Origin of the sequence: Streptomyces sp. NPDC015144, from assembly GCF_043079735.1 — a bacterium.
Classification (GTDB): Bacteria; Actinomycetota; Actinomycetes; order Streptomycetales; family Streptomycetaceae; genus Streptomyces.
In genome coordinates this window covers 203,138-216,531 of record NZ_JBIBUU010000012.1, presented here as the reverse complement: position 1 = coordinate 216,531, position 13,394 = coordinate 203,138, and the positions used below count along the sequence as shown (strand labels likewise).

At 71.0% G+C, this 13,394-nt stretch carries 14 protein-coding genes; 12 read left to right on the top strand and 2 right to left on the bottom strand.

Annotated elements, in window-relative coordinates; translation table 11 throughout:
• The first annotated feature begins 40 nt into the window (after positions 1–40).
• From ACF08W_RS21560 to ACF08W_RS21540, 5 genes are all read left to right on the top strand, one after another.
• Complete coding sequence (locus ACF08W_RS21560; RefSeq protein ID WP_392280208.1) at positions 41–1,636, top strand: ABC transporter substrate-binding protein; 1,596 nt, start codon at positions 41–43, stop codon at positions 1,634–1,636.
• A 227-nt stretch (positions 1,637–1,863) separates the two neighbouring features.
• Entirely contained in the window at positions 1,864–2,814 is a 951-nt protein-coding gene (locus ACF08W_RS21555; RefSeq protein WP_352272957.1) for an ABC transporter permease, read from the top strand.
• 1 nt (position 2,815) lies between these two features.
• Positions 2,816–4,783 (top strand): dipeptide/oligopeptide/nickel ABC transporter permease/ATP-binding protein, encoded by a 1,968-nt coding sequence (locus tag ACF08W_RS21550; RefSeq protein WP_392280207.1) that lies wholly within the window; start codon positions 2,816–2,818, stop codon positions 4,781–4,783.
• The gene (locus tag ACF08W_RS21545) at positions 4,780–5,763 is read left to right on the top strand and encodes an ABC transporter ATP-binding protein (protein WP_392280206.1); all 984 of its coding nucleotides are present in this window, start codon (positions 4,780–4,782) and stop codon (positions 5,761–5,763) included. Before ACF08W_RS21550 ends, ACF08W_RS21545 begins: the two co-directional genes overlap by 4 nt.
• Positions 5,760–6,695 (top strand): dihydrodipicolinate synthase family protein, encoded by a 936-nt coding sequence (locus tag ACF08W_RS21540; protein ID WP_392280205.1) that lies wholly within the window; start codon positions 5,760–5,762, stop codon positions 6,693–6,695. Before ACF08W_RS21545 ends, ACF08W_RS21540 begins: the two co-directional genes overlap by 4 nt.
• A 94-nt stretch (positions 6,696–6,789) precedes the next feature.
• On the opposite strand, the gene ACF08W_RS21535 is transcribed toward ACF08W_RS21540, so the two are convergent.
• Positions 6,790–7,608 (bottom strand): chaplin, encoded by an 819-nt coding sequence (locus ACF08W_RS21535; RefSeq protein ID WP_392280204.1) that lies wholly within the window; start codon positions 7,606–7,608, stop codon positions 6,790–6,792.
• 418 nt (positions 7,609–8,026) lie between these two features.
• Here ACF08W_RS21535 and ACF08W_RS21530 point away from each other — a divergent pair, with 418 nt between their 5' ends.
• The 6 genes from ACF08W_RS21530 to ACF08W_RS21505 all read left to right on the top strand — a co-directional run bounded on the left by ACF08W_RS21530 (position 8,027) and on the right by ACF08W_RS21505 (position 11,103).
• The gene (locus ACF08W_RS21530; protein WP_352272952.1) at positions 8,027–8,428 is read left to right on the top strand and encodes a rodlin; all 402 of its coding nucleotides are present in this window, start codon (positions 8,027–8,029) and stop codon (positions 8,426–8,428) included.
• A gap of 297 nt (positions 8,429–8,725) precedes the next feature.
• Positions 8,726–8,959 carry a chaplin gene (locus ACF08W_RS21525; RefSeq protein ID WP_352272951.1) on the top strand — a complete coding sequence of 78 codons (234 nt, stop codon included), beginning with the start codon at positions 8,726–8,728 and terminating at the stop codon, positions 8,957–8,959.
• Between the two features lie 262 nt (positions 8,960–9,221).
• Positions 9,222–9,512 carry a hypothetical protein gene (locus ACF08W_RS21520; protein WP_352272950.1) on the top strand — a complete coding sequence of 97 codons (291 nt, stop codon included), beginning with the start codon at positions 9,222–9,224 and terminating at the stop codon, positions 9,510–9,512.
• A gap of 188 nt (positions 9,513–9,700) precedes the next feature.
• Positions 9,701–10,111: a rodlin gene (locus tag ACF08W_RS21515; protein ID WP_352272949.1), complete on the top strand. Its 411-nt coding sequence runs from the start codon at positions 9,701–9,703 to the stop codon at positions 10,109–10,111.
• A gap of 267 nt (positions 10,112–10,378) precedes the next feature.
• Positions 10,379–10,573 carry a hypothetical protein gene (locus ACF08W_RS21510; protein WP_392280203.1) on the top strand — a complete coding sequence of 65 codons (195 nt, stop codon included), beginning with the start codon at positions 10,379–10,381 and terminating at the stop codon, positions 10,571–10,573.
• A gap of 119 nt (positions 10,574–10,692) precedes the next feature.
• Entirely contained in the window at positions 10,693–11,103 is a 411-nt protein-coding gene (locus ACF08W_RS21505) for a rodlin (protein ID WP_392280202.1), read from the top strand.
• A gap of 159 nt (positions 11,104–11,262) precedes the next feature.
• On the opposite strand, the gene ACF08W_RS21500 is transcribed toward ACF08W_RS21505, so the two are convergent.
• A complete protein-coding gene (locus ACF08W_RS21500; protein ID WP_352272946.1) occupies positions 11,263–11,763 on the bottom strand; it encodes a DUF5949 family protein in 501 nt (166 codons plus the stop codon).
• 364 nt (positions 11,764–12,127) lie between these two features.
• On the opposite strand from ACF08W_RS21500, the gene rsgA reads away from it, so the two are divergent.
• Positions 12,128–13,309 carry a ribosome small subunit-dependent GTPase A gene (gene rsgA / locus ACF08W_RS21495; RefSeq protein ID WP_392280201.1) on the top strand — a complete coding sequence of 394 codons (1,182 nt, stop codon included), beginning with the start codon at positions 12,128–12,130 and terminating at the stop codon, positions 13,307–13,309.
• Positions 13,310–13,394 lie beyond the last annotated feature (85 nt).

Here is a 13,394-nt window from a genome sequence, read left to right as displayed (position 1 = left end):
CCTTTCCTTCCGTTCCGCCTTCGATGTCCCTGGAGGACCCGTGCCCGAGCTGATAACAGCCGGTGTCGAGCGCCGTACCTTCCTGCGATTCACCGGCGCCGTCGGCGCGGCAGCCGCCATCACGGCCACTCTCTCCGCCTGCGGCGGACCGTCCTCGACCGCTGACGGCGCGACGGGCGGGGGTGGCGCCGGCGAGCTGATCGAGGCCGGCCTCTCCTACCCCCTGTCGACCGGATTCGACCCGATGATCACCTCGGGCGCGACTCCCTACGCCGCCAATATGCACATATTCGAGGGCTTGGTGGATCTCGATCCGGCAACACTCGTGGCCCGCCCCGCGCTCGCCACCGAGGCACCGAAGAAGATCAACGCCACCACCTACCGGGCCACCCTCCGCGAGGGGGCGACCTTCCACGGCGGATCGCCGGTCACCGCCGAGGACGTGGTCTTCAGCTTCGAACGCGTCCTGGACCCGAAGAACGCCTCCCTGATGGCCCAGTTCGTGCCCTTCGTCGACACGGTGAAGGCCGTCGACGCGGGCACCGTCGAGTTCAAGCTGAAGTACCCCTTCGCGCTCTTCCCGTCCCGGATCGCCGTCGTCCGGATCGTCCCGAAGAAGATCGTCGAGCCCGACCCCAAGGCGTTCGACGCCAAGCCGGTCGGCTCCGGGCCGTACCGGTTCGTCGAGGCGACCCGCGAGGACAAGATCGTCTTCGAGGCGTACGACAAGTACAACGGGCCGCACCCCGCCAAGGCCAAGAAGATGGTCTGGCGGCTGATGTCGGACCAGTCGGCCCGTGTCAGCGCCATGGAATCGGGCCGCGTCCAGGCCATCGAGGACGTCCCGTACATCGACGTCAAGCGCCTCGGGGCCACCGCGAAGACCGAGTCCGTGCAGTCCTTCGGCATGCTCTTCCTGATGTTCAACACCGCGGACAAGCGCTTCGCGGACAAGCGGGTGCGCCAGGCGCTGCACTACGCCCTGGACACCGAGAAGATCATCTCCACCGCGATGGTGGGCAACGCGGCCGCCGCCACCGGCTACGTCCCCGCCACCCACCCCGACTACCACAAGGCCGCCACCGTCTACACCCACGACGTGGAAAAGGCGAAGCAGCTGCTCGCCGACGCGGGCGTCAAGAACCTCTCCTTCACCGTCCTCACCACCGACACCGGCTGGGTCAAGGACATCGCCCCGCTGCTCAAGGAGAGCTGGGAGGCGGCGGGCGTCAAGGTCACCCTCGACATCGCCCAGTCCCCGGCCCAGTACGCCAAGGTCGACAAGGGGGACTTCGAGGTCCTCGCCGCCCCCGGCGACCCGTCCGTCTTCGGCAACGACGCGGACCTCCTGCTGCGCTGGTTCTACTACGGCTTCTGGCCCGAGAAGCGCTACGGCTGGGGTGGCTCCGCCGCGTACAAGAAGGTCAGGCGGACCCTCGACCAGGCCGCCCGCGCCGCTGACGAGACCGAGCGCAAGCGGCTGTGGGGCGAGGTGACCGACCTGGTCGCCGACGAGGCCGCGCTCTACCCGGTCCTCCACCGCAAGCTGCCCACCGCCTGGAACGAGAAGGCGCTGCCCGGCTTCGAGCCGCTGCCCACCACGGGCCTCTCCTTCCTGGACGTCGCCCGCGCCTGACCCGGCCCCGGCCCGAACGCCCGGCCCGGGGCACCGGACCCCTCGGGGGTGTCCGACACCTGCCCGCGGCGTCGGGGGAGTCGTCCCGTACGCCGGTACGGGACGGTCCTCCGCCGTGCGATCGATCGCACGCACCGGACCCCGCTCCTCCTTCCGCACTCATTCAGCCAGACGCCCCCAGGTGCCCCGGGCCGCCGGCCCCCGCCCAACCCGCAAGGAACCCGACGATGGTTGCTTTTCTCCGGCTCGCGCTGCGCCGCGTCGCGATGATGCCGGTGATGATCCTCGGCATCGCGCTGCTCGTCTTCGTGGTGCTCCAGTTCTCGCCGGCCGACCCGGCCTTCAACGCGCTCGGGGAGAGCGCCACCCCCGAGGCCCGAGCGGCCTTCGCCGAGGCCAACGGTCTCAACGACCCGCTGCCGGTCCGGTACTTCCACTTCCTCGGACAGCTCGTCCACCTCGACCTCGGGACCACCGTCCCGCCCAGCCAGCCCGTGATCGACCGGATCACCGCCGCCTTCCCGCTCACCCTCCAGCTCACCCTGCTCGGCCTGCTCCTCGCGGTCGTGCTCGCCGTGGTCCTCGGCGTGATCGGCGCCATGTACCGGGACCGCTGGCCCGACCAGCTGTTCCGGGTCCTCTCCATGGCCGGGGTCGCCATCCCGTCCTTCTGGCTCGGCGTCCTGCTCATCCAGCAGTTCGCGCTCAACAGCCGGATCTTCCCGACCGGCGGCTACACCAACCCCGCCGACTCCTTCAGCGGCTGGCTCACCACCATGACCCTCCCCGCGATCTCGCTCGCGCTCCCGGTCTCCGCCTCGCTCGCCCGGCTCGTCCGCACCTCGATGGTCGCCGAACTCGACCGCGACTACGTACGCACCGCCCGCGGCAACGGACTCCCGCCGCTGCTGGTCATCCGCTCGGTCCTGCGCAACGCGCTCGTCACCCCGCTGACCGTGCTCGGCATCAAGGTCGGCTACATGCTCAGCGGCGCGGTCGTCATCGAAGCGATCTTCGACCTGCCCGGCATGGGCAAACTCATCCTCGAAGGTGTCACCGGCGGCGACGTCGCGCTGGTCCAGGGCACCGTACTGACCATCGCCATCGCCTTCCTGGTGGTCAACGTCATCGTCGACCTGCTCTACCTGCTGGTCAACCCGCGCATCAGGACGGTGTGACATGTTCGCCACCGGCCGTCTGGCCACCAAGCTCTCCCGACCCGGCATCGCGTTCCGCGCCCTCCCGGTCACCTCCCGCATCGCCCTCGGCGTCCTGATCGTCGTCGTCCTCGGCGCCGTGTTCGCCCCGCTGCTCACCCAGGACCCGCTCACCACCGGCACCCCCGTCCAGGCCCCGGGCGCCGAGCACTGGTTCGGCACCGACCGGGCCGGCCGCGACGTCTTCGCCCGGGTCGTGCACGGCGCGCGCTACTCGCTGGTCATCGGCCTCGGCGCCACCGCACTCGCCCTGGTCGCCGGCTCGCTGCTCGGCTCGCTCGCCGCCACCTCGCGCCGGCTCGGCGACGAGACCGTGATGCGCACCCTCGACATCGTGATGTCGTTCCCGCCGATCGCCCTGGCCGCCGTGCTCGTCGCCGTCTTCGGCACCAGCGTCCCGGTGATCATCGCCACCATCGCCTTCGTCTACACCCCGTCACTGGCCCGCGTGGTCCGCGCCAACGTGCTCTCCCAGTACGGCGAGGACTACGTCGCCGCCGAGAAGGTCATCGGCGCCCGGCGCGGCCACATCGTGCTCCGCCACGTCGCCGTCAACTGCATGGCCCCGGTCATGGTGTTCGCCACCGTCATGGTCGCCGAGGCGATCATCTTCGAGGCCAGCCTCTCCTTCATCGGCGCGGGCGTGCAGGACCCCGACCCCAGCTGGGGCAGCGTCCTCGCCTACGGCCGGCAGATCCTCCTCGCCGGCGGCTGGTGGGCCACCTTCTTCCCCGGCCTCGCCCTGCTGGTCACCGTCCTCGCCCTCAACGTCCTCTCCGAGGGCCTCACCGACGCCTCCGCCGCACCCGGGAGGACCAAGGCACCCGCCGCCCCCGCGGGCGACCCCGCCCCCGACCCGGTCGAGGCCGCCGCCACCGTGGACGTCGACGCCGCCCTCGCCCGGCTCGCCGACCGGATCGGGGCGAGCGCACCGGCCGTCGCCCCCGTCCCGGACGACGCCGCCGAACTGCTCGTCGTACGCGACCTGTCGATCCGCTTCCCCGACCGCTACGGCCCCGTCCCCGTCGTCGACTCGCTGAACTTCAGCGTCCACGAGGGCGAGACCCTCGGCCTGGTCGGCGAGTCCGGCTGCGGCAAGTCCATCACCAGCCTCGCCGTCATGGGCCTGCTCGCCCGCAACGCCGAGGTCGGCGGCGAGATCCTCTACCGCGGCCGCAACCTGCTGGACCTGCGGCCCAAGGAACGCCGCGCCCTGATGGGCCCGGAGATCGCGATGGTCTACCAGGACGCCCTCTCCTCCCTCAACCCCTCCGTACTCGTCGGCACCCAGCTCAAGCAGCTCACCTCGCGCGGCGGTACGAAGACCCCCGCCGAACTCCTCGAACTCGTCGGCCTCGCCCCGGAACGCACCCTGCGCAGCTACCCGCACGAGCTCTCCGGGGGCCAGCGCCAGCGCGTCCTCATCGCCATGGCGCTCTCCCGCGACCCGCGCCTGCTCATCGCCGACGAACCCACCACCGCCCTCGACGTCACCGTCCAGGCCCAGGTCGTCGAACTCCTGGTCGAGCTCCGCGACGAACTCGGCTTCGCGATGGTCCTGGTCTCGCACGATCTCGCCCTCGTCGGCGACCTCTCGCACCGGATCGCGGTGATGTACGCGGGCCGGCTCGCCGAGATCGGCGCCACCCGCTCCGTCCTCACCGGCCCCACCCACCACTACACCCGCGGACTGCTCGGCTCGGTCGTCTCCCTGGAGGCCGGCGCCGACCGGCTCCACCAGATCCGGGGCATCGTCCCCGCGCCCCAGGGCTTCGGCACCGGCTGCCGCTTCGCCTCGCGCTGCGCGGCCGCCACCGAACGCTGCCGCACCACCCCGCCCGAGCTCACCGCCCACACCGACGCGCAGGACCACGGCTTCGCCTGCCACCACCCCGCGCGGGCCGCACGACTGGAAGGGAGCCACCGGTGATCCGGCTCGACGGCGTCCACGTACGCCACAAGGCACGCAGCGGCGGACTCTTCCGCCGGGACGCGGTGCACGCCCTCACCGACGCCACCCTGGAGGTCGAGCGCGGCGAGATCGTCGGCCTGGTCGGCGAGTCCGGCTGCGGGAAATCCACCCTGGCCCGCGTGCTGACCGGGCTCCAGAAACCCACCGAGGGCCGGGTCTCCTTCCACGGCGACGACCTCTGGGAGATGCCCGCGGCCAGGCGGCGCCAGGACTTCGGCTCCGCCGTCGGCGTCGTCTTCCAGGACCCGTCCACCGCGCTCAACCCGCGCCTGACCGTACGTCAGATCCTCCGCGACCCGCTCGACGTGCACCGGCGCGGCACCGCAGGGGAACGCGAAACCCGCGTCGAGGAACTCCTCGACCTGGTCGGGCTGCCCGGCCACACCCTCGCCGCCCTGCCGGGACAGCTCTCCGGTGGTCAGCGCCAGCGCGTCGCCATCGCCCGCGCCCTGGCCCTGGAACCGGAGCTGATCGTCGCCGACGAACCCACCTCCGCCCTCGACGTCTCCGTCCGCGCCCAGGTCCTCAACCTCCTTGTCGACCTCCGTGCACGCCTCGGCCTCGGCATGGTGTTCATCTCGCACGACATCCAGACGGTGCGCTACCTCGCCGACCGCCTCGCCGTCCTCTACCTCGGCCGGATCGTCGAGGAGGGCCCGGCCGCCGAGGTGGCCGGCGCGCCCCGGCACCCGTACACCGAGGCGTTGCTCTCGGCCACCCCGAGCCTGCTGGAGACCACCGAACGCATCGTGCTCACCGGCCCAGTGCCCTCGGCCACCAACCCGCCCACCGGCTGCCCGTTCCGCACCCGCTGCTGGAAGGCCGACGACGCCTGCGCCACGGAGTTCCCGGCCCCGGCCACCGGCCCGGCCGGCCACCGCTGGCACTGCGTCCACCCCTCCACCCCCTCCGTACCATCCGCAAGGAGCACCGCATGACCGCCCGCACCCCTCGCTACACCGGCGTGATCCCGCCCGTCGTCACCCCGCTCACCGCGGACGGGGAGATCGACCGCCCCTCCCTGGAGCGGGTCGTGGCCCACCTCCTCGACGGCGGCGTCAGCGGCCTCTTCGCCCTCGGCAGCTCGGGCGAGACCGCCTACCTCACGCCCGCCCGGCAGGACGAGGTCATCAGGATCATCACGTCCGCCGCCGCCGGCCAGGTGCCGGTGCTCGTCGGCGCCATCGAGACCACCACCGACCGCGCCATCGAACGGGCCCGCGCCGCCCGCGACCTCGGCGCCGACGCCGTCGTCGTCACCGCTCCCTTCTACACCCGGACCGACGACACCGAGATCGACCGGCACTTCCGCGCCGTCGCCGCCGCCCTCGACCTGCCGGTCCTGGCCTACGACGTCCCGGTCTGCGTCCACAGCAAGCTCACCCCCGAACTGCTGCTGCCGCTCGCCGAGGAGGGCGTGATCGCCGGGGTGAAGGACTCCAGCGGCGACGACGGCTCGTTCCGCCGTCTGGCCATCGCCGCGCGCGGGCTCCGGGAGTTCTCCGTGCTCACCGGGCACGAACTGGTCGTCGACGCGATGATGCTGGGCGGTGCGGACGGCTCCGTCCCCGGGCTCGGCAACGTCGACCCGCACGGTTACGTACGCCTCCACGAGGCGGCGGTACGCGGCGACTGGGCGGCGGCCCGCGCCGAACAGGACCGTCTGGTCGCGCTCTTCGACATCGTCCGCGCCGCCCGCCCCGGCACGGCGTCCGCCACCGCCGCCGGGCTCGGCGCCTTCAAGACCGCGCTGATGCTGCGCGGGATCATCACCACGAACCGGATGAGCGCGCCGATGCGCGATCTGGACGCCGCCGAGACCGCCGGGATCGCGGCCTGCCTGGACCGCGCGGGGCTCTCCCGGAGCTGAGCGGAAAGCGGAACGGCGGTCCGTCGCCGCAGCCCCGGCTGCGGCGACGGACCGCCGTCCGTCATGCCGGTCGGCCGTCGGCCGACCCGTTCGGTCAGTCCTTCGCGGTACGGGCGCGGCGGACCATCAGCCCTCCGCCGAGGACCATCGCGGCGGCGGCGCCACCGGCGATGCCCAGGCTGCCGTCGGCACCGGTGTGCGCCAGCTCGGGCGGCTTGGGGTGCTCGGGGGTCTGGGGCTCATGGTGGACCGGCGGCTTCTGGTGCTCCGGCGGGCAGTCGGGCTTGTGCGGCTTCGGCGGCTTGGGGTGCTCGGGGGTCGGCGGCTCGTGGTGGACCGGCGGCTTGTGGTGCTCCGGCGGGCAGTCGGGCTTGTGCGGCTTCGGCGGCGTGTGGTGGTGCGGGGGCTTGACCGGCGGGTGGTGCGGAGGCTCCACCGGCGGGTGGTGCGGCGGGTGGACCACGGGCGGCGGGAGTTCGCCACCACCGGACACGTTGGCGCACTGGTTCCCGCCCGCCGGGTTCAGCGCGCCGACCACGTTCACGCTGTTGCCGCAGGCGTTGACCGGTACGTCCACCGGGACCTGCACCACGTTGCCGGAGAGCACGCCGGGGGAGCCGACCGCGGCACCCTCCGCGCTCGCGCCCTGGCCCCCGCCGCCGCCCTGACCGCCCACGTTCGCGCACTTGTTGCCGAACGCGGGGTTCAGGAGGCCGACCACGTCGACCGTGTTGCCACACACGTTCACCGGCACGTGCACCGGCACCTGCACGGTGTTGCCCGAGCCGACGCCGGGCGAACCGACGGCCGCACCGTCGGCGGAGGCGTCCGCGAACGCGTACCCGCCGGTCATGGCCAGCAGTCCTGACGCTGCCGCCGTGACGAGCACGCTTTTACTCAAGGCTTTGCGCATCGATTGCCCTTCCTAGGACATTCCGTTGCGAGCCGGAGCTCGCAGTTCGTTCATCAGACCGGTACAGATGCCGCCGAGGGGACGCTCGGCGGTGCCGTGCGCTACTCGGAAAGCAGCGGTTTCGGGAAACGCGGAACCATGAGGGCCTGTTCTTCATGGAATGGGCCCTGCCTCTGCCGGTCGCGCGCCCGAGCTACACAGTGTGTACATGGATAACGAGGAGGATTTGTTCAGGAAACTCGCAGAGCCGTGGAAATTTTGTGATCACGCGAATGGAGTAGCGATGAACGGCTGGAGTGTTTTTCGTACTGTTGTGCGCGCGATGCTGACATTCGGGTGAATCGAAAGAACCAAACTCCTGGTCCCGAGTTGTGCAGGGAGCCCCGGTACGGGGCATCCGGTACGAGAAGGGTTAAACGTGATCAAGAAGGTTCTGGCGACGGGTGCCGTTGCCGCCTCCATCCTCGGTCTGGGCGCGACGCAGGCCATGGCCATCGGCGACGACGGCGGTACGACTTCGGTCACCGGCAACGGAGCCTCGCAGGTCTTCGGCAACCAGGAGACCCAGGGCGACGGCAGCCCGCAGTTCAGCCTCGTCCAGGGCAGCCTGAACAAGCCCTGCATCGGCCTGCCCGCCAAGGTCAACGCCGGTTCGCTCATCGGTCTGATCCCGATCGCGGTCCAGGACGTCAACGTTCTGTCCTCGCCGCAGAACCAGCAGTGCACCGAGAACTCCACCCAGGCCAAGGGCGACGAGCCCCTGTCGCACATCCTGGACGGAATCCCGATCCTGTCCGGCAACGGTGCCGGCAACAGCTGATCCGCACCTGATCCAGCCGTAACGACAGGCCCGAGCCGCCGGTTCCTCCTCCGCGCGGTCCGGGCCTGTTGCTGTCGCGCACCGATAAGGCGCTTCGGCCGGAATGCTTTCCGGACTCATCGGGTGATCGATATTGCGTCATCCGGGCGATCTTCTGAGGATCTTCAGCTCTACGAGTTTCGCCTACGGTCCTAAATCGTTACGAATGACAGCGGCGGAGGTACGAGTGATGAGTACCGCGCTCGTGCGGCACGAAAGACGTGGCCGTTTCGGACTCCGTCGAAGAAAGGGAACACAGTGAAGTACACCAAGGTTGCCGCCATCGCCGCCGGAACCCTGATGGCGATGGGCACGGCCGCGCCCGCGTTCGCCGACGCCGGTGCCGAGGGCGGCGCCGCCGCCTCCCCGGGTGTCATCTCGGGCAACGTCATCCAGGTGCCGATCCACCTTCCGATCAACCTGTGCGGGAACACCATCGACGTGATCGGTGTGCTGAACCCCGCCTTCGGCAACACCTGCGTCAACGCCTGACCCCTGGTCGCACCGGTCGAACGTCCTCGGCCGAAGAAGGCCCCGTACCGCGTTCCGACGCGGTACGGGGCCTTCCCCCTTTCCCGCTCCCCGCAGTGGCCCTTCGAACGGATGGACCCGCGGAAAACCCGACCGCGTCCAGTTGCCGGGCCGCGACCGCCTCGTTACCCAGGGCGAAAGCGGCGGAAGGCACGGCCACGGAAGGCTCGTGCGGCGCGGTGCGCGACCGAATCGGATGCCGCTGCAGAAAGGAACCCGAGAAATGAAGTACGCGAAGACTGCTGCATTCGTTGCCGGTTCCGTGGTTGCTCTCGGCACGGCTGCTCCCGCCCTCGCCGTCACCAACACCACGGCCCCCAACCTCAGCCTCAACGGGGGCATCAACCAGGTGGTGGAGAGCGCCCCGCAGGCCGTGAACCCGGTGGTCGACACGGTCGGCCGGACCGCGGACGCGGTGAAGAAGAACGGCACCGTCACCAAGCTGGCCGAGCAGGCCACCGGTGCGGCCAAGAGCGCGGCCCCCCTCCTCGGCGGCCTGCCGATCGGCGGCTGAGCCCGAGGGCCTCGACCGCGTTCCCGCCGGTCTCCCGCCCCTCGGCTTCCTCCGGTGCCCCGCATCCGGCGTACGGCCGGAGAGGGCGGCACCGTTCGAGTGAATCGGCACAACCATCCCCGTTGCCGAGAGTTGATCAGGTCGCTCCGGACAGGCGGGCAACAGAGAAATTCCAGAAGGGCTATTTCATGATCAAGAAGATTATGGCCTCGGCAGCCGTCGCTGCCTCGCTCGTCGGCGTCTCCGCCGCGATCGCCCCGCAGGCCATGGCCGTCGGCAACGACGGTGGTACCACCTCGCTCAGCGGCAACGAGGCCGTGCAGTCGTACGGCAACTCCGCCACCTACGGCAACATGAGCCCGCAGATCGCGCTCATCCAGGGCTCGCTCAACAAGCCCTGCATCGCGCTCCCGGCCAAGGCCAACATCGGCTCGGTGCTCGGCCTGGTCCCGATCTCGGTCCAGGACCTCAACATCCTGTCCTCGCCGCAGAACCAGCAGTGCACCGAGAACTCCACCCAGGCCAAGGGCGACGAGCCGCTGTCGCACATCCTGGACGACATCCCGGTCCTCTCCGGCAACGGCGTCGCCAACAACTAAGGGCCGTACCGCCCCGCGCTCCTCGCCGGTCACGTCCTGATCCGGCCGGGAGTGTGTCCGGGCAGCTCCCCGCCTGTCCGTTCGCAGTACCGCAGTACCCGACCCACCCTGGGGTCGGCGCATCCCCGCACGGCCGCTCCCGGCCGGGTGGGCGCGCCGGCCCCATCGGTGTGTCCGGGGCGGGAAGGCCCACGAACGGGCGGGCGGACTGGGCCGGTTGCCGTAGTACGGGCGGACACCGGCCGCCGCACCGGGTAGGGCCCGGTCATGGACCAGAACGACAGTCAGCACCCCCGCGGTCGGCAGGGGCACGCGCAGGACGGCACACCCATCTACGACCGGCTGCTCGCCGAATGGCGGGCGGCCCACGGCGGTCCGGTACCGGTGCCCCCGGCGGACCCCGGCAGACCCCGCGCCCGGATTCCCGCGGCCCGGGCCTCCGGTGAGGCGGTCGACGACTGAGAACCGGTGATCGAACTCATGCCGGATCGAACACTTTTGGGTGGTGCTGCGGAACCGACTCATCCGTAGCGGGTTGATCAGTACGTTCCACAACGGGACGCTCCGAAAGGTGAAGCGTGATGAAGAAGATGATGACCGGCGCAGCGGTGGCCGTGTCCCTGGTCGGCCTGTCCGCCGTCGCGGCCCCCGCGGCCATGGCGATCGGCAACGACGGTGGCACCACGTCGGTCACCGGCAACGGTGCCGTCGACGCGTTCGGCAACGCCGCGACCCACGGCGACGGCAGCCCGCAGGCCCAGCTCATCCAGGGCAGCCTGAACAAGCTCTGCGTCGGCCTGCCGGTGAAGGCGAACGCCGGCTCGCTCGTCGGCCTGCTGGTGCCGGTTGCGGTCCAGGACGTCAACGTCCTGTCCTCGCCGCAGAACCAGCAGTGCGCCGAGAACTCCACCCAGGCCAAGGGCGACGAGCCGCTGTCGCACCTCGTGGACGACATCCCGGTGCTCTCGGGCAACGGCGTCGCCAACAACTGACGTGCCACAGGTGCGGGCGGTCAAGGGTTCTCCCCGCGGCCGCCCGCACCGTCGCACACGGAGGGAACAGCCGGATCCGGGGCCGTCGACCCAGGGATTCCGGGTACGAGGATGCCCACCGCACCCCGTGGTGCGGTGGGCATCCTCGTACCGGGCGGGTCAGCCGAGGCTGCGGATCGGGAGCACGCAGTGCGCGGCGGTCGTGATGACCTCGGGGTCGGCCGCGAAGGCCCGCAGCTGCTCCTCGCTCACCGGCCGGCCCGGCGCCCCCTGCGGCCACGGGCGGGTGGCGAACATGACGTTCACCTCGCCCCGGGCACCGGCCGCGGCCAGCCACTCCGGCGGTGCGGGGTACTGCGCGGTGAAGTGGGGGAGCGTCAGCACCGCCTGTCCGGCCTGGACGAGCAGCTTCACCGGAAGGCCCGGCTGCTCCGCGGCGTACACCGGGGAGGCGCCCACCGGCAGTCCGGCGCGCTCCAGCGACACACGGACGGCGGCCTCCGTCCCGGCCGGGCCGTCCGATCCGTCGCCCAGCGAGTAGACGAGCAGGAAGGCGACATCGGCGCCGTCGGCGGGGTGTTCGCCGCTCCACCCGATCAGGGTGATCGTGCCCAACTGGGCTGGGGAGAAGGTGCCGGTGGAGGTCTGGGGTGTGGTCATGTCCGGCACCCTAACCGCCATGAACAGGGTGATGCGTACGCCTATCACCTGATCGAGGGAGATAAGCGGATACCCCCGGCGGAAGTGGCGTCGATCGGCTCCGTTTCGGGCCGCGCGGTAAAGCGGTTGAGCCCGTGGAGAGGCGCGGGCTATGGTTTGCCACGTTCCGGACGGCGGGGATCCACCGCCGCCGTCGGTCCCGTGCGTGAACCAGGAGGTGAGGATCGTGATGACTGTCGCTGTGACGGGTGCTGCCCGCAATCCGAAGAGCATCATGCCCACCCCTGTGGTCGCCGGCTGACCTACTCCGTAACTCTGCGCGCCCGTGTGCGCGTTGCCGGGGCCACCCTTTGAAGGGTCTCCCTTGTCTCTCCCGTTCTCTTCGTTCTCTTCTTCTCTTCTCTCCTCGCAGGACCCGTCCGCCGCTCACCCGTTGGCTCCCTACGGCTGGGACGACGCGTGGGCGGACGCCTTCGCCCCGCACGCCGCACAGGGGCTGCTGCCCGGCCGGGTGGTGCGGGTGGACCGCGGCCAGTGCGATGTGGTCACCCCGCACGGCACGCTCCGCGCCGACACGGCCTTCGTCGTCCCGCGCGACCCGATGCGGATCGTCTGCACGGGCGACTGGGTCGCCGTCGACTCCGACGGTGACCCGCAGTTCGTGCGGACGCTGCTGCCCCGGCGTACCGCCTTCGTCCGCTCGACGTCCTCGCAGCGCTCCGAGGGCCAGGTGCTGGCCACCAATGTGGACCACGTCGTCATCTGCCTCTCGCTCGCCGTCGACTTCGACCTCGGGCGGGTGGAGCGGTTCCTGGCGCTCGCCATGTCCAGCTCCAGCGGTGACGCGCTGCTGCGGGACGACGGCTCGGCCGGGGACGGCGCCGCCGAGCCGATCGTGGTGCTGACCAAGTCCGACCTGGTGCCGGACGCGGCGACGCTGTCGTACCTCGTCCAGGACATCGAGGGCGTCGCGCCCGGGGTGCAGGTGCTGGCCGTCAGCTCCGCCACCGGGGAGGGCATCGACGTCTTCTCCGCCATCGTCTCGGGCGGTACGAGCGTGCTGCTCGGCGCTTCCGGGGCGGGCAAGTCGACGCTGGCCAACACGTTGCTCGGCCAGGACGTGATGGACGTGCGGGCCGCGCGCGACGTCGACGGCAAGGGGCGGCACACCACCACCACCCGCAACCTGCTCCTCCTGCCCTCCGGCGGGGTGCTCATCGACACCCCCGGGCTGCGCGGGGTCGGGCTCTGGGACGCGGAGGCGGGGGTCGGCCAGGTCTTCTCCGAGATCGAGGAGCTGGCCGGGGAGTGCCGGTTCCACGACTGCGCCCATGAGACCGAGCCCGGCTGCGCGGTGCTCGCCGCGATCGCGGACGGTTCGCTGCACGAGCGGCGCCTCGACAGCTTCCGCAAGCTGATGCGGGAGAACCGGCGCATCGCGGCCAAGACCGACGCACGGCTGCGCTCGGAGATGCTGCGCACCTGGAAGCGCCAGGGTGCCGAGGGCCGGGCCGCCATGGAGGCGAAGCGCGGCCGGCTGCGGTAGCCCCGCCTTCGGACACGGACCCCGGGGCGGCCGGCCGGGGTCCGTGTCCGAAACCCGCCGGTGCGGTGCCGCGAGGTGCCGCACA

Coding starts and splice junctions, on each gene's coding strand:
- ACF08W_RS21555 (WP_352272957.1), top strand. CDS start 1,864: ATGGTTGCTTTTCTCCGGCTCGCGCTGCGCCGCGTCGCGATGATGCCG.
- ACF08W_RS21550 (WP_392280207.1), top strand. CDS start 2,816: ATGTTCGCCACCGGCCGTCTGGCCACCAAGCTCTCCCGACCCGGCATC.
- ACF08W_RS21540 (WP_392280205.1), top strand. CDS start 5,760: ATGACCGCCCGCACCCCTCGCTACACCGGCGTGATCCCGCCCGTCGTC.
- ACF08W_RS21535 (WP_392280204.1), bottom strand. CDS start 7,608: ATGCGCAAAGCCTTGAGTAAAAGCGTGCTCGTCACGGCGGCAGCGTCA.
- ACF08W_RS21520 (WP_352272950.1), top strand. CDS start 9,222: ATGAAGTACGCGAAGACTGCTGCATTCGTTGCCGGTTCCGTGGTTGCT.
- ACF08W_RS21515 (WP_352272949.1), top strand. CDS start 9,701: ATGATCAAGAAGATTATGGCCTCGGCAGCCGTCGCTGCCTCGCTCGTC.
- ACF08W_RS21510 (WP_392280203.1), top strand. CDS start 10,379: ATGGACCAGAACGACAGTCAGCACCCCCGCGGTCGGCAGGGGCACGCG.
- ACF08W_RS21505 (WP_392280202.1), top strand. CDS start 10,693: ATGAAGAAGATGATGACCGGCGCAGCGGTGGCCGTGTCCCTGGTCGGC.
- ACF08W_RS21500 (WP_352272946.1), bottom strand. CDS start 11,763: ATGACCACACCCCAGACCTCCACCGGCACCTTCTCCCCAGCCCAGTTG.